Annotated in this window: 20 protein-coding genes; 12 read left to right on the top strand and 8 right to left on the bottom strand. The window is 71.6% G+C overall.

What is annotated here, in order from left to right; translation table 11 throughout:
* The first annotated feature begins 79 nt into the window (after positions 1-79).
* Positions 80-1363, top strand: coding sequence for a hypothetical protein (locus GTY58_RS08440; RefSeq protein WP_010983033.1), 1284 nt, complete (start codon positions 80-82; stop codon positions 1361-1363).
* A 124-nt stretch (positions 1364-1487) separates the two neighbouring features.
* Here the strand turns inward: GTY58_RS08440 and GTY58_RS08435 are convergent, their stop codons facing one another.
* Positions 1488-2765 carry a hypothetical protein gene (locus GTY58_RS08435; RefSeq protein ID WP_010983032.1) on the bottom strand — a complete coding sequence of 426 codons (1278 nt, stop codon included), beginning with the start codon at positions 2763-2765 and terminating at the stop codon, positions 1488-1490.
* Positions 2762-5701: a DEAD/DEAH box helicase gene (locus GTY58_RS08430; protein ID WP_010983031.1), complete on the bottom strand. Its 2940-nt coding sequence runs from the start codon at positions 5699-5701 to the stop codon at positions 2762-2764. The genes GTY58_RS08435 and GTY58_RS08430 overlap by 4 nt, the downstream gene beginning before the upstream one ends.
* 265 nt (positions 5702-5966) lie before the next feature.
* On the opposite strand from GTY58_RS08430, the gene GTY58_RS08425 reads away from it, so the two are divergent.
* Positions 5967-7028, top strand: coding sequence for an acyl-CoA desaturase (locus tag GTY58_RS08425; protein ID WP_010983030.1), 1062 nt, complete (start codon positions 5967-5969; stop codon positions 7026-7028).
* A gap of 124 nt (positions 7029-7152) precedes the next feature.
* The gene (locus tag GTY58_RS08420) at positions 7153-7335 is read left to right on the top strand and encodes a hypothetical protein (RefSeq protein ID WP_037646188.1); all 183 of its coding nucleotides are present in this window, start codon (positions 7153-7155) and stop codon (positions 7333-7335) included.
* A gap of 125 nt (positions 7336-7460) precedes the next feature.
* Here the strand turns inward: GTY58_RS08420 and GTY58_RS08415 are convergent, their stop codons facing one another.
* A complete protein-coding gene (locus GTY58_RS08415) occupies positions 7461-8342 on the bottom strand; it encodes a hypothetical protein (RefSeq protein WP_010983028.1) in 882 nt (293 codons plus the stop codon).
* Positions 8343-8497: 155 nt separating this feature from the next.
* Positions 8498-8794, bottom strand: a complete 297-nt coding sequence (locus GTY58_RS08410) for a hypothetical protein (RefSeq protein WP_037645902.1) — start codon at positions 8792-8794, stop codon at positions 8498-8500.
* A gap of 99 nt (positions 8795-8893) precedes the next feature.
* Between GTY58_RS08410 and GTY58_RS08405 the strand changes: the two genes are divergently transcribed.
* On the top strand, positions 8894-9799 hold the full coding sequence (locus GTY58_RS08405; protein WP_010983026.1) for an oxygenase MpaB family protein: 906 nt from the start codon (positions 8894-8896) through the stop codon (positions 9797-9799).
* On the opposite strand, the gene GTY58_RS08400 is transcribed toward GTY58_RS08405, so the two are convergent.
* The gene (locus GTY58_RS08400) at positions 9776-10309 is read right to left on the bottom strand and encodes a PadR family transcriptional regulator (RefSeq protein WP_037646190.1); all 534 of its coding nucleotides are present in this window, start codon (positions 10307-10309) and stop codon (positions 9776-9778) included. The genes GTY58_RS08405 and GTY58_RS08400 overlap by 24 nt on opposite strands.
* Positions 10310-10448: 139 nt before the next feature.
* Between GTY58_RS08400 and GTY58_RS08395 the strand changes: the two genes are divergently transcribed.
* Positions 10449-11207, top strand: coding sequence for an alpha/beta hydrolase (locus GTY58_RS08395; RefSeq protein WP_010983024.1), 759 nt, complete (start codon positions 10449-10451; stop codon positions 11205-11207).
* A gap of 26 nt (positions 11208-11233) precedes the next feature.
* Here the strand turns inward: GTY58_RS08395 and GTY58_RS08390 are convergent, their stop codons facing one another.
* Entirely contained in the window at positions 11234-11833 is a 600-nt protein-coding gene (locus GTY58_RS08390; RefSeq protein ID WP_037645903.1) for a class I SAM-dependent methyltransferase, read from the bottom strand.
* A gap of 152 nt (positions 11834-11985) precedes the next feature.
* Between GTY58_RS08390 and GTY58_RS08385 the strand changes: the two genes are divergently transcribed.
* The 5 genes from GTY58_RS08385 to GTY58_RS08365 all read left to right on the top strand — a co-directional run bounded on the left by GTY58_RS08385 (position 11986) and on the right by GTY58_RS08365 (position 16879).
* On the top strand, positions 11986-12759 hold the full coding sequence (locus tag GTY58_RS08385) for an MHYT domain-containing protein (RefSeq protein WP_037645905.1): 774 nt from the start codon (positions 11986-11988) through the stop codon (positions 12757-12759).
* 63 nt (positions 12760-12822) lie between these two features.
* Entirely contained in the window at positions 12823-15375 is a 2553-nt protein-coding gene (locus tag GTY58_RS08380) for a nitrate- and nitrite sensing domain-containing protein (protein ID WP_010983021.1), read from the top strand.
* The gene (locus GTY58_RS08375; protein WP_010983020.1) at positions 15372-15809 is read left to right on the top strand and encodes a roadblock/LC7 domain-containing protein; all 438 of its coding nucleotides are present in this window, start codon (positions 15372-15374) and stop codon (positions 15807-15809) included. The genes GTY58_RS08380 and GTY58_RS08375 overlap by 4 nt, the downstream gene beginning before the upstream one ends.
* Positions 15810-15828: 19 nt before the next feature.
* Positions 15829-16242 carry a DUF742 domain-containing protein gene (locus GTY58_RS08370; RefSeq protein WP_010983019.1) on the top strand — a complete coding sequence of 138 codons (414 nt, stop codon included), beginning with the start codon at positions 15829-15831 and terminating at the stop codon, positions 16240-16242.
* 31 nt (positions 16243-16273) lie between these two features.
* Positions 16274-16879: an ATP/GTP-binding protein gene (locus GTY58_RS08365; RefSeq protein WP_010983018.1), complete on the top strand. Its 606-nt coding sequence runs from the start codon at positions 16274-16276 to the stop codon at positions 16877-16879.
* A 19-nt stretch (positions 16880-16898) separates the two neighbouring features.
* Here the strand turns inward: GTY58_RS08365 and GTY58_RS08360 are convergent, their stop codons facing one another.
* A complete protein-coding gene (locus GTY58_RS08360) occupies positions 16899-17327 on the bottom strand; it encodes a PPOX class F420-dependent oxidoreductase (protein WP_037646191.1) in 429 nt (142 codons plus the stop codon).
* 95 nt (positions 17328-17422) lie between these two features.
* Here GTY58_RS08360 and GTY58_RS08355 point away from each other — a divergent pair, with 95 nt between their 5' ends.
* Complete coding sequence (locus GTY58_RS08355) at positions 17423-17839, top strand: roadblock/LC7 domain-containing protein (RefSeq protein WP_010983016.1); 417 nt, start codon at positions 17423-17425, stop codon at positions 17837-17839.
* A gap of 261 nt (positions 17840-18100) precedes the next feature.
* Positions 18101-18976 (top strand): DUF6397 family protein, encoded by an 876-nt coding sequence (locus GTY58_RS08350; protein ID WP_042494288.1) that lies wholly within the window; start codon positions 18101-18103, stop codon positions 18974-18976.
* 59 nt (positions 18977-19035) lie between these two features.
* Here GTY58_RS08350 and GTY58_RS08345 read toward each other — a convergent pair whose 3' ends face one another.
* Positions 19036-19902, bottom strand: a complete 867-nt coding sequence (locus GTY58_RS08345; protein WP_010983014.1) for an acyl-CoA thioesterase II — start codon at positions 19900-19902, stop codon at positions 19036-19038.
* Positions 19903-19916 lie beyond the last annotated feature (14 nt).

Below are 19916 nucleotides of genomic sequence, written 5' to 3'. Positions count from 1 at the left end.
GTAGCAACAGGTTCATATAGGCTGCTCGCTTCGGTTCCATGCCGTCCGTACCGTCCGCCAGCGCCTGGGAGAGTCCCCTGTGACCGTAACGATCGCTCCGTCCGAAGCGGCCGTTCCGCCTGCCGAAGAGACGTCCGCAGACGAGGAGTTCTGGGTCGAGCCACCCGCGTCCGGCGATGTCGCACCGTCGGGTGACGCTGCACCGTCGAGCGAGGTCGCGTCGTCGGGTGACGCGGCTGCGTCGGGTGACGCTGCGCCCATGGAGGGTTCCGCGTCGATGGAGGACTCCGCATCGACGGAGAGCTCCGCATCGAAGGAGGGCTCCGCGGCGACGGAGAACTCCGCCCCTGTCCTCGACGTGCCCGAGCCGGTGGCCCGGGACGCCCGTGAGTTCGGGGTGTACGCGCGGACCGGCGGCTGGGCGTTCGCGTTGAAGGTGGCGCGCAGCGTGCGGCCCGGCGGGCAGTCGGCCGAGGAGACGCCCAAGGTGTCCGCGAAGGAGTTCGCCGCACTGGCGGGCTGCTCGGCGGAGCGGGTCATGCGCTACTACAAGGCCTGGGACAAGGCGGCCGACGACGGGATCGTCCCGCACTTCGAGGTGCTGGTTCCCGGCGCGGACATCGAGCTGCCGGACGCGGACGTGTGGCTGTCGTACTACACCTCGCGCTCCAGCGCCGCCTCGGAGCGCGGGACCGCGATCGCGGCGGCGGCCCAGGCGGAGGGCATCCGGCCGACCAAGGCGCTGGAGGTCGCCGAGAACCCGACCGCGCTGCGGGCCGCGATCCTCGCCGACCCCTCCACCGCCCAGGCGGCCCGCGCCGCGCTGCTCGACCGGCTCAAGGAGGACCCGGCCCTGCAGACGGAGCTGGCGCGCGACATCGCCAGGACCGACGAGCTGAAGAAGGCGGTCGCCACCGAGACCCGGGCCGCCGACCGCATCGGATACGTGCGCCAGATCGTCGAGAACGGTCAGGTCAAGACGCCGGCCGGGCAGACGATCGACGCCCCCGCCGAGCTGCGGGCGGAGGCCGAGCGGCATCTGTCCCTCATCGACGAGCTGGACGACGACGAAGAGGCCGGACAGTGGGCCACGGACGCGTACGACACCGTGAAGGACCTCGTCGCCCAGACGGTCGCCGCCGACCCTGAACTGCGCCTCCAGGAGCGCCGTACGAAGTTCTACAGCAGCCTCCAGAGGGCGACGAGGGTCTTCGAGGAGCTGACCTTCGACGACGTCGACGACCTCGACACGATCTACGAGGACGACATGCTCCAGCGCCTTGAGGAGCTCCAGCAGGCCATCACGATGTGCATCACCACTCTGCGCAAGGCGGCCCCGGCGGCGGAGTCGGCCGAGGCGTGAGCTGACCGAGCGGCGCCCGGAGCCGAGACGGCTGCGGGCGCCGGATGCCGGGCGTGCCGGTGTGCGCGGCCTGCCGCCGTATGCCGGTCGTGCCCGGGCTCGCACCACCTCCACCTCCACCTCCTCAGCCTCTTTCTTCCCCGTCCGTCGCTGCCAGCGCCAGCGCCAGCGCCGTCGCCGGATCCTGGGCCGCCGGGCCCGCGGGCAGCCAGCGGCCACGTTCCTTTCGGTACGGCCACCACCGGCCCTCCGCCCCCAGACGGACCTGCGCCCGCCCGCCGACCACGCTCCAGCGGTTGCCCGACGCCCGCAGACGGGGGCGCTCGTCCTCGTCCCAGGACGACTCCAGGGCGGCACGCGCGCGTGAGAGTGCTTCCGGCTCCGCCGTCCAGTCGTCCTCGAGTACGGCCAGTGCGGCCACGCCCCCGCAGTGCCAGGCGCGTACGGCCGCCGCCAGTCCTTCACCGTCACGGCCCGTACCGTCGGCGAGCCGGGCCGCGACGGTCGTTCCCGGGGCGCCGGCCGCGAGCCGGACCGCGTCCTCGGCGGGCGTCAACTCCTCCTCGGCCACGTGCTGTTCATGCCCCGTCCGCAGGGCCTCGGCGAGCAGTCGGTGCGCCTCGTGCGCGGCGCGTGCGGCCAGGAACCCCAGCGCGTCCGGATCGACGCCGGGCGCCGGGGGCACCTCGGTGTCCAGGGAAGGCGGCAGCCCCGGCTCCGCGGGCAGTTCCGGAGGCCCGGGCAGCGGAGGAAGAAGGAATCCGGTCGCGTACGTCTCGGCGGCGTCCACGCCCTCCAGGGGCCTGTCCGGGGCCGACGGCTCCTGAGGGGAGACGGCGCTGCGGGCCTGGAGAGCGTGGAGCAACTCGCTCTCGCCGCGCCCCCGTATCAGCAGCAGCACAAACGGATCCTGGTCCAGCAGGCGCGCCATCTGGTAGCAGAGCGCGGCGGTGTGCCCGCAGTGGTCCCAGGCGTCGCAGTCGCATGTGGCCTCCAGATCGCCGAGGCCCGGCAGGAGTTCGACTCCGGCGGCCGCCGCGTCCTCGACCAGATGCGGCGGCATCTCACGGTCGAGCAGCGCCGCGATGTGCCCGGCCCGTTCGACGGTCATGTCCAGGAAGCGGTCCCACTGCTCCTCGGACAGCTCCTGGAGTAGTACGTCGGCGCGGTGCGCGGTGTGGTCGTGGTCCTGGACGACGGCCGTGACGCCTCCGGGGCGCACCGACACGGCTCCCACGGCGCCCGCGCGCGCGAGCCGACGGCCCGTCCTCACCTGCTCCGAGTCCAGCGCGGCGTCCTCCAGGGCCCTCAACCAGGCCTGGCCCCACCAGGTCCGGGCGAAACCCCGCCCGTGTGCGGGCGGCAACGGCGCGAACGTACGTTCCTCGTCCCGGTCCTTCATCGTGCGCCCCCTCGCAGTTCCACCAGGTCGGCCAGTTGGGCATCGGTCAGCTCCGTCAGCGCGGACTCCCCGGAACCGAGCACGGCATCGGCCAACTCCCGCTTGCGCAGCAGCATGTCGGCGATGCGGTCCTCGATGGTGCCCTCCGCGATCAGCCGGTGCACCTGCACCGGCCGGGTCTGGCCGATGCGGTAGGCGCGGTCGGTGGCCTGCGCCTCGACGGCCGGGTTCCACCAGCGGTCGTAGTGCACGACGTGTTCCGCCCGGGTCAGGTTCAGTCCCGTTCCGGCGGCCTTCAACGACAGCAGGAAGACGGGCACTTCGCCCTCCTGGAAGCGGTGCACCATCGCCTCCCGCTCGTGGACGGGCGTGCCGCCGTGCAGGAACTGCGACGGCACTCCGCGCGCCGCCAGGTGCCGTTCGAGCAGGCGGGCCATCCGCACGTACTGCGTGAAGACCAGGACACCCGCCCCCTCGGAGAGGATGGTGTCGAGCAACTCGTCCAGCAGTTCCAGCTTTCCGGAGCGGCCCGCGATGTTCGGCCGCTCCTCCTTGAGGAACTGCGCCGGGTGGTTGCAGATCTGCTTCAGCCCGGTCAGCAGCTTCACGATCAGGCCGCGCCGCGCCATGCTGTCGGCGCCGGAGATCTCCGCGAGTGTCTCGCGCACCACCGCCTCGTAGAGACCCGCCTGCTCCTTGGTGAGTGACACGGTGCGGTCGGTCTCGGTCTTCGGCGGCAGTTCCGGCGCGATACCCGGATCCGACTTGCGGCGCCGCAGCAGGAACGGCCCCAGGAGCCGGGCGAGCCGCTCCGCCGCCGCGGGGTCCCGGCCGCCCTCGACTGCCTGCGCGTACCGCGTGCGGAAGCTGCCGAGCGTGCCGAGCAGGCCGGGTGTCGTCCAGTCGAGGATCGCCCACAGTTCGGAGAGGTTGTTCTCCACCGGAGTGCCGGTGAGCGCCACGCGCGCGTGTGCGCCGATCGTGCGCAGCGCCCGGGCCGTGGCCGAGTAGGGGTTCTTCACGTGCTGTGCCTCGTCCGCGACGACCATGCCCCACCGCGCCTCGGCGAGCCGCTCCGCATCGAGGCGCATCGTGCCGTACGTGGTGAGTACGAACCCGCCGTCCGCCACCCCGTCCAGGCTGCGCGCGGAGCCGTGGAAGCGGCGCACCGGCGTGCCGGGCGCGAACCGCTCGATCTCCCGCTGCCAGTTGCCCATCAGGGAGGTCGGGCAGACGACGAGCGTCGGGCCGGCCGCCGAATCGTCGGACTGCCGGTGCAGATGGAGGGCGATCAGGGTGATCGTCTTGCCCAGGCCCATGTCGTCGGCGAGACACCCGCCCAGCCCCAGTGAGGTCATCCGGGCCAGCCAGCCGAGGCCGCGCAGCTGATAGTCCCGCAGCGTCGCGGCGAGCGCGGCGGGCTGCGCGACCGGCGCCTGCCCCTCCGGGGCCGCAAGCCGCTCCCGCAGGGCCGCGAGCCATCCCGTGGCCCGGACGTCGACCCGGCGGCCGTCGACCTCCGTGGAGCCCGTCAGAACGGCGCTGAGCGCGTCGATGGGTGTGACCTTGCGGTCCTGCTGCGCGCGGGCGCGACGCACCTCCCGCGGGTCGACCAGGACCCACTGGTCGCGTAGCCGCACGAGGGGGCGGTTCGCCTCGGCGAGCGTGTCCAGCTCCGCCCGCGTGAGCTGCTGGTCGCCCAGCGCGAACCACCAGCTGAAGGCGAGCAGCGCGTCGGCGGACAGGAACGACGGCACGTCCGACGCGGCTCGGTCCTTCCCCTGCCCGCCGTCCGGCGGGCCGATGACCGCCCGGGCTGTCAGCGGGCGCGCGAGTTCCTTGGGCCAGTGCACGTCGACACCGGCCGCGGCCAGCATCCGGGAGCCCTCACCGAGGAGTTCGGCCGCCTCGTCGTCCGCGAGGTCGACCGTGTCCGGTACGGCGGCCGAGAGCAGCGGGGCGAGCGGCGCCCAGGCCCGGGCCGCACGGTGCAGCGCGAGCAGGACGTCCATCCGCGCGCGCGGCCCGAAGGCCCGCGCCCCGGCCCACACGGCGGAGGCGTCCGCAACGAGCGCGGGGTCGCTCACACTGTGCACTTGCAGTACGGCGCGCAAGGCGGGGTGCACCGCCGCCGATCCGGTCGACGCCGTCTCCTCCGGGCCCGGGGACGACCTCTCCTGCGGCCTGGCCGATGCTTCCGCTCGCGACGCGGCCGAGCCCGCCTCCCCGGGTGCGATCGACGCGAGCCCCGGTACCTCGACGCGCAGGGAGATCCGTACGCCGGCGTCGTGCCCGGCGGCGACGTCCGCGGCCCAGGCCCGCTGTTCGGGCACCTGCTGCGGCTCTCGCGCCGCGAAGGCCGGGCCGCCCGCCGCCAGCGGCGCGGCGGGGGAGCGGGGCAGGGTGTCGGCGACCGCGTCGAGGAAGGCGCGCAGCAGCGGCTCGGGGCCGGGCAGCCGCAGCGGCTCGGTGTCGGCCCACGGCACGGCGTGCGCCTCGGGCGGCATCGCGGCGGCCAGGTCACGGATGCGGTCCAGGTCCTCGGCGCGCAGCGGACCCGCCCGCCACGCATCGTGGTCGCCGGCGGTCAGGCCGGGCAGCAGCAGCCCCCGCGCCACGAGTTGCAGCGCGAGCACTCCGGCGGTGCCCCAGAACGCGGTCGCCCGGTGGGTGTGCGCGGCAGCACGCGCGCGCGTGAGGACCGGCAGAGCGGCACGCACCGACAGCAGCACGGCCGGTACGGCGACCCGTTCGACACCCTCGTCGCCGGGCAGAACGACGGTCAGCTCTTCGACCGAGCCGCCCGCGACGGCGGGCGGTGCGTCGCCGTCGGGCCGCCAGAAGGCGACGCGACCGGTGCGGGCCGGTTCGGCGGGCATGAACACGGCACAGCAGCGGGCCACTTCGGTGATCTCGGCGGGGGTCGCCGCGGGCATCCTCTGCACAGCGATAGCGCATTCCTCAAATTTGACTACTGAGTCAGGGTGGTCGAGAGTACAGCACTCCACAGGCGCGGCGTGGGCACCGGTGCGGTGAAGGCAGTCACTTGGCGTTGGGGGCGGAGGGGGGTGGAGTCAACCCCCCTGAAGGGCCGGGGGAGATCCCGGTACGCACACGGGTGGTGGCGCCATGGTCGCCGGCGGCCGCTTGTCCCTACGTTTCATCAGGTCAGCTCGTTGTCCGAGAGACCGGAGTCCCACCATGCCCCACATCGCAGCAGTCGCCACGGAGCCACCTCCGGGCACACTCTCCGGACAGCACGCGGGCAGTGAATTCGCGCCCCTGTTGCGCACCGTGAAGGGGCAGGGCCTGCTGGAGCGGCGACACGGCTGGTACGCGCGCGAGATCGCCCTGAACGCCCTGGCCCTGGCGTCGGTCGTGACGGGCGTCCTGCTGATGGGTACCTCCTGGTGGGTGCTGCTCCTCGCCCCGGTGCTCGCCGTGCTCTCCACGCGCACCGCGTTCATAGGTCACGACGCCGGTCACTCCCAGATCACCGGCGACAAGTCCGTCAGCCGCCTCATCGGACTGATCCACGGCAACCTTCTCCTCGGCATGAGCTATGCGTGGTGGAACGACAAGCACAACCGTCACCACGCCAACCCCAACCACATCGACAAGGACCCCGACGTCGCCGCCGACGTCCTGGTCTTCACCAGTGAGCAGGCGAGGGAACGGGTGGGCTTCCGACGCTGGCTCACCCGCAACCAGGCCTGGCTGTTCTTCCCGCTCACCCTCCTCGAAGGCATTGCCCTCAAGGTGTCCGGCTTCCAGGACCTGCGCCGTCAGCCGCCGCGCGAACGGACGGTGGAGGCCCTGCTCCTGGTCTCGCACGTCATCGGCTACGCCTGCCTGCTGCTCGTCTCCATGTCCCCCGGCAAGGCCCTCGCCTTCGCCGCCGTCCATCAGGCACTCTTCGGTCTCCACCTGGGCCTGTCCTTCGCACCCAACCACAAGGGCATGGAAATGCCCGACCCCGACGCCACACGCTTGGGCCACCTGCGCCGACAGGTCCTCACCTCGCGCAACGTCCGGGGCGGTCCGCTGACCGACTGGTTCCTCGGCGGACTCAACTACCAGATCGAGCACCATCTGTTCCCGAGCATGCCCCGCCCCCACTTGCGCCTCGCCCAGCCCCTGGTACGCGCCCACTGCCGCGAAACGGGTATCTCCTACGTGGAGGCCGGGCTCGTCGACTCCTACCGGCAGGCCCTGCGCCACATGCGCGAGGTGGGCGAGCCTCTGCGGAGCCAGTACCCATGAGGCCTTCGAGAGCCGGAGGCCGAGGTTTCTCAGGGTTGTATCAGGGTCGCGAGCTGGAACCGCGCGCAGCATGCACCCGTTCTCAGGACAGAGAGCGGCAGTGGCCGCGAAGGAGGCGACATACATGTCGAAGAACGCGAAGATCGCCACCGGCGGTGTGGTGGTCGGGCTCATCCTGTGGATCTGGCTTCCCTGGTGGGCCGCCCTCCTGATCATCCTGGGAGTGCCGGCCGCCGCGTATCTGGCACTGGACCCCGCACAGCGGCGCAGGCTGCGCCGTGTCACGCGCAAGGAACTCGGCCGCTGAGCACTCGTCCGCCCGGTGCGTAGCCCGTCGGCGCACGGGCGCCGACCGTATCGCCGCCCGCGGGCCTGCCGGCAGCCCGTCCTGCGGGCGGCGCCTTGCGACGCGTGCCGACCCGTCCACCCGGATCAGGCCGGGCGGACCGCCATCTTGTCGAGTGCCTCCAGAAGGCCGGGCAGCTCGGGACCACGGCCCACCGGAAGGACCTCTCCGGGCTCCTCGTCGAGCAGGACGAACGCGATGTCGTCCGTCCGGGCCACGATGGACCAGCCGGGCCCGTCCGCACGCAGGGTGCGGGCGTCGCCGGGCGCGAAGGAGGACCGGACACGGCCCAGCGGCGGCGGAGTGTCCACGTACGAGCGCGCCTCCGCGAGGACACGGCGGATGCCGCGACGCGGCGTGTTCCGGCTGTCGACGTTGTCGTCGCCGGCGTCGTTCTCGTTGTTGCCGTCACCGTCGTCGGCTTTCACGGGTTCCTCGGCCGACGCTTCGCCGTTCCGGTTCGTGAAGTAGTCGTCGCCGATCTGCCCCCGCCAGGTCGCCCACTGGAGCGCGATCTCGTCCGCACCCAGGCGCCGCTGCGCGGAACCCCAGGTCTCGCAGTCCGGCGGACGCAGCGGCTCGAGATCCGTGACCTCGGGCGAGGGATCATGCGGAGCCGGCACACCGGGGGCCGCGACGGCGACCGCCAGGGGCCAGCCGGGCAGCGCGGCGACGACCGTGTGCTCCTCGGGCGACAGGTCGTACTCCATGCCGCAGTCCCATGACGCGATGGCCACGGCCACCAGCGACACATCGTCGATGACGACGGTCCACCGCGCGCCATCTCCGTCCTGGCCGAGCACGAGGCCGTACCCGTCGGCGAGCGGCGCCAGACCGAGCGCCGCGCAGGCTTCCGGATAGTCGTCACCCAACACGCTGGGAAACTTCGCGGGCGTCAACAGCACCGCCGTCAGCACATACAGCGCGTCGTCCTGGGCGGCGACGGTCTCTTCGTCCGTCCCGGCCATTCCACCCTCCCCATCGCTTGGTCCGTCGGCGCACCCTAATGCGACCCGAAGCCGGTTGTCACGACTGCGAAGCACACCTGGAGCTGCAGATATCCGGCCGGACAGGGGTGAATATCCGGCCGGACGGGGGCGAATCGGCCATTACGTCCACGGTGTCAGGCCATGGGCAGCCCGAGGAGGGTCCGCGCCACGGTCCGCGACGACTCGTCGCGTTCCCGCGCGAGCGCGATGACGGCCCGGCACGCCAGCTCGCTCACCCCGAACGACAGCGCCTCGGGCGACACCCAGGTCGCGGCCTCGTCCATCCGCTCCTGGTCGTCCTCGGCGCACGCGGCCACATAGGCGGCGGCCGCTTCGAACAGGTTGTGGTTCTGCTTGCCCCCGCGCGGGGCCGCCTCCACACGCATGGAGTTGCGAAACCTGCTGAAGGACGTGCGGAGTCTGCCGAACATCTGTGCCGCCTTCCCCCTGTGCGACTGACGTCGCCCCTCACCCATCTGACGCTGTTCACCGTAAAGTTGGAGCTTCGTCGGTAGAAGGGGGACGGCACGGTGAAGCGCTTCGAGCGGCTCGAACAGATCCGTCGGATGGACCCGGAGAAGGACGCGCTGAAGATCTACCGGCTGACCGCGGCCTACGAGTTCCCATGGGACTTCACCCGGGCTCTGGAGCTGGCGCTGTACCGCACGTACGCCGTCCCGAGCATCGGGCGGCTGCTCGCCGAGACGGCCGAACTCACGGACCGCACACAGAAGCGCTACGACGACACCGCGCTGCTTCTCGACGCCGTCGTCGAGCACGGCTTCGACGGTGCGGAAGGGCGCAGCGCGATCCGCCGGATCAACCAGATGCACCGCAGCTACGACATCAGCAACGACGACATGCGGTACGTGCTGTCCACGTTCGTGGTGATGCCCAGACGGTGGGTCGACGCCTACGCCTGGCGCAGGCTCTCCCGGCACGAGGTCGTCGCCACCACCGTGTACTACCGCACTCTGGGGCGGCACATGGGCATCAAGGACATCCCAGGGACCTACGAGGAGTTCGAGGACTGTCTCGACACCTACGAAGAGGCCCATTTCGCCTGGGACGCGGATGCGCGCCGGGTCGCCGACGCGACGCTGGGCCTGATGACCTCCTGGTATCCCGGCCCTCTCGCGCCGCTGTTGCGCACCTCCACGTTCGCCCTGCTCGACGAACCGCTCCTGCGGGCCTTCCGGTACGAGCCGCCGGGCGCCGCCACCCGTGCGTTGGTGCGCCGCGCGGTGCGGGCACGGGGCCGGATGGTGCGTCTGCTGCCGCCGCGCCGGGCGCCGCACTTCGCGCGGCGCAACTGGGAGGTCAAGGGCTATCCGAACGGCTACCGCGTCGGCGAGCTCGGCACCACTCCGGTGCCGGGGGTGAGGGGCTGTCCGGTCCGGCACTCGGGGACGTCAGCCACCGCTCCCGTCGAGTGAGCCGATCGTGGTCCGCAGCCAGTCCAGCTCGGCCCGGCTCGTGGCCCGCGCGATGGTGAGAATGCCGCGCCGGAAGGGGTCGTCGAGTTCCTCCGCGCGCAGCGGCCGGTCGCCCTCGTAGAAGAAGCTCGCGGGTTCCTCCAGGAAGGCCAGTCGGCGCCGCAGGACGGCGGCCTGAGCCGTGGGGTCGGCCAGGTGCCTGAGGAAGGCGAGCACCGTGAACCAGCGGTTCTCGTCGGTGATGTCGCGCTGAACCGGTTCCGCCAGCCGCCGGCGCAGCTCGCGCCTGCCGTCCTCGGTGAGTGTGAGGACGTGACGCGGGGCCGCCACGGAGCCCGGCTCCGTCGCCCGCTTCAGCAGACCGGCCGTCTCCAGCCGCTTGATCGCGGGATACAGCGTGCTCTCGGCGATGGGTCGCACGTGCCCCGTCAGGGCCGTGATGCGTTTGCGCAGCTCGTAGCCGTGCAGCGGCGCGTCGTACAGAAATCCGAGGATGGCCAACTCCAGCATGCTGCGCATTCTGCCTCACTCTCGCTGTACATCGCTCCCTCCCTACATCACTTTTTCTCTACATCGGTCTATCTATACATCGGAACCGATGTACTCTCTTGAAGGCGACGGAATCGATGGCGGAAGCAAGGAGAGGGCGATGAAGCAGGCTGAGTTCGACGGCAGGGGAAGCATGATCCGGTGGACGGAGACGCCGGGCTTCGAACCGGCACGCGTGTACGTGCACGGGCTGGGCTCGGCCTCGACGGTGTACCACGCGCACATCGCGGCGCGGCCCGAAATGGCCGGCCGCCGCACGCTGTTCGTGGATCTCCCGGGACACGGCATCAGCGACCGGCCCGCGGACTACGGCTACACCCTGGAGGACCACGCGGACGCGCTCTCCGCCGCGCTGGACGAGGCCGGGGTGAGCGGGGCGGAGATCGTCGCCCACAGCATGGGCGGGGCGGTCGCCATCGTGCTGGCCCACCGGCGACCCGGTCTCGTCTCGCGACTGGTGCTGTCCGAGGCCAACCTCGATCCGTACCCTCCCGTCAAGGCCGGCAGCAGTGGCATCGCCTCGTACGAGGAGGCCGACTACGTCGACAACGGTGGCCACGCGCGCGTGCTGGACAAGATCGGGCCCACCTGGGCGGCGACGATGCGACTCGCCGACCCGCGCGCCCTCCATCGCACCGCGGTGAACCTCGCACGCGGCACGACCCCCACGATGCGCCGCCTCCTGGAAGGAATGACCGCGGACCGCGTCTATCTCCAGGGCGAACTGAGCGGTGAAGTCGAGGGCAGGCGGGACCTGGAGGCGGCGGGTGTACGTGTGGTGACCGTGCCCGGCGCCGGCCACAACGTCATGTTCGACAACCCGGACGCCTTTGCCGCAGAGGTCGTCGGCGTGCCCTGATGTGTCACCTCACGCGTACGGCTGTGTCACTTCACGCGTACGGCCAGCGCCAGGAACCGGGCGTCCTCGTCGACGTACGACGTCATACGCCAGCCGGAACCGGCAAGCAGCGGGCCGAGGTTGGCCTCCGCGCGAAGATCGTCCGGGGTGATCTGCCGCCCCTGGCGCGCCGCGAGCGCCGCCCGGCCGATCGGGTGGAAGAGCGCGAGAGTGCCGCCGGCTCGCACCACTCGCGCCAACTCCCTCAGGTTCTCCGCCGGTTCGGGGAGATGGGCGATGAGACCGGCCGCGAACACGGCGTCGAGTGATTCCGTGCCCAGAGGCAGCCTGGTCACGTCGGCGAGCAGGAGGTGCCCGTCGCGTCCCCTGCCGGCCCGTGCGGCGGCCGCCAGCATGGCCGGGGTCAGATCGACGCCGACGACCACACCGGAGGACCCGACGGCGGCACGCAGCGACGGCAGGGCGCGTCCCGTCCCGCAGCCCGCGTCGAGCACGCGGTCGCCCTCGCGCAGCCCCAGCTCGGCGACCGCGGCCGCGTGCGCGGGCCCGTCGTCGGGGAACCGGCTGTCCCAGTCGGCGGCCCGCGCCTCGAAGAACTCCTGGACGTGTGTGTGGTCGTCGCTCATGCACCGCATGATCCCTCACCGGCACGGAGTACGAAGCTGTGCGCACGTTCGAACGTGAGGCGGTCGCTCCTGTACCTCTCTGTGTCATATTTCAACACCTTTCGAAATGCGCCCCCCTTGTGCGCCCTTGTGCGGACTAGCGTCCCTGGGCCATGGGACACCTGGACCACGCCGCCTTCGGCTGGCTGACCCCCGTGCTGTCGTATGTGATGGCCTGCATCGGCGCAGCCCTCGGGCTGCGCTGCACCGTCCGCGCGCTCGGCGCCACCGGGCGATCGCGCCGGAACTGGCTGATCACCGCGGCCTCCGCGATCGGCACCGGCATCTGGACCATGCACTTCGTGGCCATGCTCGGCTTCAGCGTCAGCGGCACCGAGATCCGCTACAACGTGCCACTGACCATTCTCAGCCTGCTGGTCGCCATGGTCGTCGTCGGCACCGGGGTCTTCGCCGTCGGCTACGGCCGGGACCGCGCCCGGGCGCTCTTCCTCGGGGGCCTCACCACCGGTCTCGGCGTCGCCAGCATGCACTACCTGGGCATGGCGGCGCTGCGGCTGCACGGCGTCGTGCACTACGACCCGGTGCTCGTCGGACTCTCCGTCCTGATCGCCGTGGTCGCGGCGACCGCGGCCCTGTGGGCGGCCCTCAACATCCAGTCGCCGATCGCCGTCGCCGTCGCCTCCCTCGTCATGGGCGTGGCGGTGAGCAGCATGCACTACACCGGAATGATCGCGGTCCGCGTGCGCGTCAGCCCTGCCGGGGAGGTCCTGCCCGGGGCCACGGCGATGCAGTTCATCTTCCCCCTCGCCGTCGGCCTCGGGTCCTACCTCTTCCTGACATCGGCGTTCGTCGCGCTGTCGCCGACCGCCGGAGAGCGCGAGGCATCCGCGTCGGCCCAGCAGCCGGTGGAGAGCGTCGCCCGCTAGCGGCGGCCCGGGACCGGCGAGGACCCGGGCGGCGCGCCCCGAACCACTCCGAGCGAGGAGGCCATGCGTACATCCCGTAGGACCCCATCAGCCGGCGCCGAGCCGCCGTCCCGGCCCCCGGTGCGCGGCCGGCGCGCCCACGCGGGCCAGCCCGCCGACGAGGACACCGGGACCGACGAGACCGTCACCGCCGCATCGGCCGACTCACCCGTGGGCGCGGGACGGTGGGGCGTGCGTCCCCGGACCGTCCGGGCCAAGATCGTCTGCCTGTTGATGGTGCCCGTCGTCTCGCTGCTCGCCCTCTGGGCGTACGCCACTGTCAGCACGGCCCAGGACGTGGCACGGCTGCGCCAGGTCCAGCAGGTCGACACGACAGTGCGAGCGCCGGTCGCCGCCGCCGTGGCCGCGCTCCAGGCCGAGCGCGCGGCCGCCGTACGCCACGTGATTGATCCCTCCGCAGAACCGGACAGCGGCTTCCGGACGCTCGCGGCACGCACCGACCGGGCGGTGGACAAGCTGCGGCTCGGCGGACACCACACCGTCGCCGACGGCGCCGACCTCCCCGCCCAAGTGCCCGGGCGCCTGGAGACCTTCGTCAGCGGAGCCGAGCAACTGCGCTCCCTGCGCGGCGCGGTGCTCGAACGCCGGGCCCGCTGGGACGAGACCTTCGGGCAGTACACCAGGACGATCGCGGCGGCCTTCGGCGTCGGCGGCGCGCTCACCGGCATCCAGGACGCCGATCTCGGCTCCGACGCGCGCGTACTGCTCGAATTCTCCCGTGCGGGCGAGGCGCTGGCCCAGGAGGACGCGGTGCTGTCCAGCGCGCGGCTCGCGGGCACCCTCGACGGCGAACGGCTGCGGCTGTTCACCGGCGCCGTGGACACTCGGCGTACCCTGACCGACTCCGCGGTCGCGGACCTGAGCGAACGCGAACGAGCCGCCTGGCAAGGCGTCGCGACGGGGCGCGCGTACGCCGACGTACGCACCGCCGAGGACAAGGTGCTCGCCAACCGTCCCGGAGCCAGGCGGATCGCCGCCGCCCCGCAAGCCACCTGGGACCCGGCCCACGCGCGCGTGCAGGAGGGCATGCGGACCATCGAGGCGGACGCGGGACGCGGCGTCGCGGACCGGGCCGACCCCCTCACCCGCGGCCTGCTCACGCCGGCCGGCGCCGCTGTCCTCTTCGGACTCGCCGCCGTGGCCGCTTCACTGGTCATCTCCGTCCGTATCGGTCGCGGCCTCGTCATCGAGCTGATCAGCCTCCGCAACAGCGCCCTGGAGATCGCCCGCCGCAAACTTCCGCAGGCCATGCGCAAGTTGCGGGCCGGAGAAGAGATCGACGTTCGCGCCGAAGCCCCGCCGGGGCCGCCCGCCGAGGACGAGACCGGACAGGTCGCCGAAGCCCTGAGCACCGTGCACCGCGCCGCGCTGCGCGCCGCCGTCGAACGCGCGGAACTCGCCAGCGGCATCTCCGGAGTCTTCGTCAACCTCGCCCGCCGCAGTCAGATCCTGGTGCACCGGCAGCTCAGCCTGCTGGACAGCATGGAACGCAGGTCGGAGGACCCCAACGAGCTGAGCGACCTCTTCCGGCTCGACCACCTGACCACCCGCATGCGGCGCCACGCGGAGAGCCTGATCATCCTCTCCGGGGCCGCACCCGGCCGGGCCTGGCGCATGCCCGTCTCGCTGACGAACGTGGTCCGCGCGGCCGTGTCCGAAGTCGAGGACTACGCGCGCGTGGAGGTACGACAACTTCCCGAGGCCTCCGTCGTCGGAGCCGCGGTCGCCGACCTCACCCACCTCATGGCCGAGATCGTCGAGAACGCCGCCCAGTTCTCGCCGCCCCACACACGCGTGCGCGTCACCGGCGAACCCGTCGGCAACGGATACGCCGTCGAGGTCGAGGACCGGGGACTGGGCATGGGCAAGGAGACACTCGCCGAGGCCAACCGCCGTATCGAACAGTCCGAGGCCCTCGACCTCTTCGACAGTGACCGGCTCGGCCTCTTCGTGGTCAGCAGGCTCGCCGCCCGGCACGGCATCAAGGTGCACCTGCGGACCTCGCCCTACGGCGGGACCACCGCCGTCGTGCTGCTGCCCACCGCACTGCTGCACAGCGGCACGGCGGAGCGTGTCCCCCGTGCGGCCGACACCGGGCGGGACGCGGAACCCGCGTACGCGCGCGTGGCCGCCGCCTCGCACCAGTCCGTCCAGCAGGCGGTCGGGCGACCCGCACTGGTGCCCCCCGTGCACGCCGCCGTGGAAGCAGCCCCGGACACCACGCCCGAGAATCCGCCGCCCGGCGTCGCCACCCTACGGCTGCACCGCCCCCCGGACGCGGAGGGCCCGGAGGCCGGGGAACAGGACGACCCCGAAGGCTCGGACGACCTTCCGCGACGGGTACGGCAGGCGAGTCTCGCACCCCAGTTGCGCCGACAGCGCCCCGAGGAACCGGCGCCACACACCCACGGGGTCCGGGACGACGAGGAGCGCACCCCCGAACTCGTACGGGACCGCATGGCGGCCTACCGGGACGGCTGGGCGCGCGGCGGCGGCCGCTCACCCGGCCGTGCGGCCGGCCCCGCCGGTGACAGCAGCGAAGGAGACCCCGCATGATCCAGGACCCGGGCATGAAGGCCGACCAGCGGCCCGGCGAACTCGACTGGCTGCTGGACGACTTGGTCCTGCGGGTGGCAGAGGTACGGCACGCGGTGGTGCTGTCGAACGACGGCCTCGCGGTCGGCGCCTCCGCGGACCTCAGGCGCGAGGACGCGGAGCACCTCGCGGCCGTCGCCTCCGGTTTTCACAGTCTGGCCAAGGGCACCGGCCGTCACTTCGGCGCCGGCGGAGTGCGTCAGACCATGGTGGAGATGGACGACGGCTTCCTGTTCGTGGCGGCCGCGGGCGACGGCTCCTGCCTCGCCCTCCTCACCGCCGTCACGGCCGACATCGGCCTGGTGGCGTACGAGATGGCGCGGCTGGTGAAGCGCGTCGGCGAGCACCTGTACACACCGGCGCGGATCGCCGCGCGGCCGCCCACCGCCGGATGACGACCGAAGGCGGCCGCAGATGACCGAGGACAGGCCAGGCTCCGCGCTGCAAGCGGGCAGCCAGTGGTACGACAACGAGGCCGGACCACTCGTGCGCCCCTACGCCATGACGGGCGGCCGCACCAAACCCGGCCCCACCGGGGTGCGCTTCGACCTCATCGCGCTCGTCACCCTCGACACGGCCGCGCCCCGCGTCGACGACGACACGTCACTGGGCCCGGAGCACCGCGCCCTCATCGACCTGTGCCGCGTCGAGACACAGTCCGTCGCCGAACTCGCCGCGGGCGCCGACCTGCCCGTGGGAGTCGTCAGGGTCCTCCTCGGCGACCTGTTGGAGCTGGGCTGTGTCACCGTCAGCCGCCCGGTGCCGCCCGCACAACTGCCCGACGAGCGGATCCTGCGCGAAGTCATCGCAGGCCTGAGGGCGCTGTAGACGATGGACAAACTCCCGAGAGAAGTGAGCGATGGTCTCCGAGAACTCCGACGCCACGAATGTCGAGACGACCGCCCTGGCGTTGAAGATACTGGTCGCCGGCGGATTCGGCGTGGGCAAGACCACCATGGTGGGCGCGGTCAGTGAGATCAGGCCGCTGCGGACCGAGGAACTGCTGAGCGAGGCGGGGCAGTCGGTGGACGACACCGACGGAGTGGACCAGAAGGTCACCACGACTGTCGCCATGGACTTCGGCCGCATCACCATCAGATCCGGCCTCTCCCTGTACCTCTTCGGCACCCCGGGCCAGGACCGGTTCTGGTTCCTCTGGGACGAGCTGTCGCAGGGCGCCCTCGGCGCGGTCGTCCTCGCGGACACCAGACGGCTCGAGGACTGCTTTCCGGCAGTGGACTACTTCGAGCACCGGCACATCCCGTTCGTGGTGGCCGTCAACTGCTTCGCGGGCGCCCGCACCTACGGTGCCCACGACGTGTCGCGTGCCCTCGACCTCGACCAGGGCACGCCCGTGGTGCTCTGTGACGCCCGCGACCGCGACTCGGGCAAGGAGGTGCTGATCCGGCTCGTCGAGTACGCCGGGCGGATGCACACCGCCCGGCTGCTGGACTCAGTGGGCTGACGAGCCGGATCCGTTTGCGCTAGTCGGCGACCGCCGAGTACGCCAGCACCTTGTCGATCCGCAGGCGGACGAGGAGTTCCCCCGGCACGCCGTTGCGACTGCCGAACTCCTCGGCCCGCTCCTCGCCCATGTAGCGGGCGCCGAGTCGCGTGGCCCAGAGGCGCACCTCGTCGAGGTCCTCCGACAGCTCGGCCTGCCCCTGGAACACGACGAAGGCGAACGGCGGCCGGTCCTCGTCGACACACAGGGCGGCCCGGCCGTCCCGGGCGAGATTCCGGCCCTTGACGCTGTCCCGCGCCGTGTTGAACACCAGGTCGTCCCCGTCCAGCAGAAACCAGATCGGTGCCACATGCGGCCTGCCGTCGGCGCGCACCGTGGACAGTTTCCCGGTACGGGTGCCGTGCGAGACGAACGCCCGCCATTCCTCTTCGGTCATCTTCTGTGCCATGCCGCCCATCCTCCTTGCCCGCACGGTGGAGGTGGGGAAGGCTGGCTGATCGGATCCTCCGGCCAGGGGGAGCGACAACACGGGGAGCTAGGACTATGGCGCAGAACACGGGGCTCGGCTGGCTGCTGGACGACTTGACCGAGCGCGTCGAACATGTGCGACACGCGCTGGTGCTGTCCAACGACGGACTGGTGACCGGGGCGAGCACGGGCCTGCGACGCGAGGACGCCGAGCATCTCGCGGCCATCTCGTCGGGACTGCACAGCCTGGCCAAGGGCTCGGGCCGGCACTTCGGTGCCGGGCGCGTGCGCCAGACCATGATCGAGTTCGACGACGCGGTCCTCTTCGTCACCGCGGCGGGCGAAGGCAGCTGTCTCAGCGTGCTGAGCGCGGCCGAGGCGGACATCGGGCAGGTCGCCTACGAGATGACTCTGCTCGTGAACCGTGTCGGCGAGCACCTCGGCGTGGACGCACGCCAGCCGGAGAAGAAAACGCCGACCGTAGATCTCTGACCTGCGAAAACGGTGACGCCGGTGGAGTTATCCACAGGCCGGAACGGAGATCCGGCGATCCGGCTACGGTTTTCCGAAGCGAGCGCAGACCGGCGCGAGCAACCGGCTCCACGGGGGAGAACCGCCATGTCCGGAGACACGATCACGCAATCCACCACGTCACAGACCGCCACGTCACAGACCATGCCGTCACAGACCGCCACGTCACAGGCCGTGCCGTCACAGACCGCGCCGTCACGGACCATCAGGTCGAAGACCGCCATGTCGACTCCCGTCGCACTCACCCGAGCCGCGCGGGAACTGGGGCTCAGGCGAGGCGAGTTCGAGCTGGCCGTACAGCTCGGGTACGTCCGTACGGTCCCGGACGACAAGGGAGGAGGACCGCGCGTCGCCCGAGCGGAGATCGACCGGGTGCGAGACGAAGACGGCTTCCCCGAAGCACTGCGGGAGCGCGTCACGGTCTTGGGCACCCGGGACGGCGCGGCGCTCATGGGAGTGACGCCCGCCAGGTTCACCCGCTTCGCGCGTCTGGGACTGGTGGTCCCGGTGAAGTTCTACCTCAACCGCTACAGGGCCGTGGTCTGGCTGTATCTGGCCGAAGAGCTACGGCAGTTCGCCGCCGGAAAGGAGAACACCCGACTGCTGAGCGGCCGTACTCCGGAAGGGTTGCGCGATCAACTCGACGCGGGCCTGGATCTGCGGCCCCGCAACTGGCGCGGGCGACACCTGGGATTCCAGCTGCGGCAGACCGAGGATCCGTGGGAGAAGGCCGCCGTCGTGGCATCGCTGCTCGACCCCGCCCAAGTCGCGGAGATCGTCCAGGACCCTTACGAGCGTGCCCTGCTGAACCGGCTCAGGCCCGCGCGGTCCGCCCACGACACCCACGACTCCCCGGCAGCCGTGCTCACCGCGAGGATCATGACGGCGGACGCCCCCGACGAGATCGGCTGGCTGCGGGCCGACCTGAGCCAGTCGCTCGCCGAAGCCCGGGAGCACCGGCCGGCTCCGCGCCCTTCCCAGGGCGTCCCCGACGAGCGGCCGCCCGAGACGACGACCGCCGTGGATCTCGCAGGCGCGAGCGAGGAGGCGCAGCGATCGGGTGGCTTGTTCGGATGGCTGCGCCGCAGAAACCCCTGAGGTCCGCTGCTGGTCCACGGCGACGGCGGCCGCCCCCCTGGAGGTCCGCTGCTGTTTCCCTACAGCGGCCGGAAGAGTCCCTCTTGGACGACCGAGACGAGCAGGCGCCCCTCCAGGTCGTAGATGCGTCCGCGGGCCAGTCCGCGGCCGCCCACCGCGATCGGCGACTCCTGGTCGTAGAGGAACCACTCGTCCGCGCGGAACGGACGGTGGAACCACATGGCGTGGTCCAGCGACGCCATGTCGAAGCCGCGGGGACCCCACAGCGGTTCGACGGGGATGCGGACGGCGTCGAGAAGAGTCATGTCGCTCGCGTAGGTGAGCGCGCAGGTGTGCACCAGCGGATCGTCGCCCAGCGGGCCGACGGCCCGCATCCACACCGCGCTGCGCGGCTCGGCGTCCTTGACCTCCTCGGCGGTCCAGCGCAGCCGGTCCACATAGCGGATGTCGAAGGGCTGACGTCGGGCCATGCGCTCCAACGTCTCGGGGAGTGCGCCGAGATACTCCTGGATCTCCTGCGTCACCGTCGGCAGCGACTCCGGTTCCGGGACCTCGCGGGCCGGCGGCAACTGGTGCTCGAAGCTCCCCTCTTCAGACTTGTGGAAGGAGGCGGTCAGATTGAAGATCGTGCGGCCCTGCTGCACCGCGGTGACCCGGCGGGTCGTGAAGGACCGTCCGTCGCGGACCCGTTCGACCTGGTACACGATGGGCACGCCGGGTATGCCCGGGCGCAGGAAGTACGCGTGCAGCGAGTGCACCGGCCGGTCGCCCTCCGTGGTGCGGCCGGCGGCCACCAGGGCCTGGCCCGCCACCTGGCCGCCGAAGACCCGCTGGAGGGACTCCTGCGGACTGCGACCACGGAAGATGTTGACCTCGATCTGCTCCAGGTCGAGCAGGTCGACGAGCCTCTCGGCTGGGTTCGTCATGGGTGGGATTCTCC

This window comes from Streptomyces sp. SID5469, assembly GCF_009862865.1.
GTDB classification, from domain to species: Bacteria; Actinomycetota; Actinomycetes; order Streptomycetales; family Streptomycetaceae; genus Streptomyces; species Streptomyces avermitilis.
This window is presented reverse-complemented; position numbering and strand designations above follow the sequence as displayed.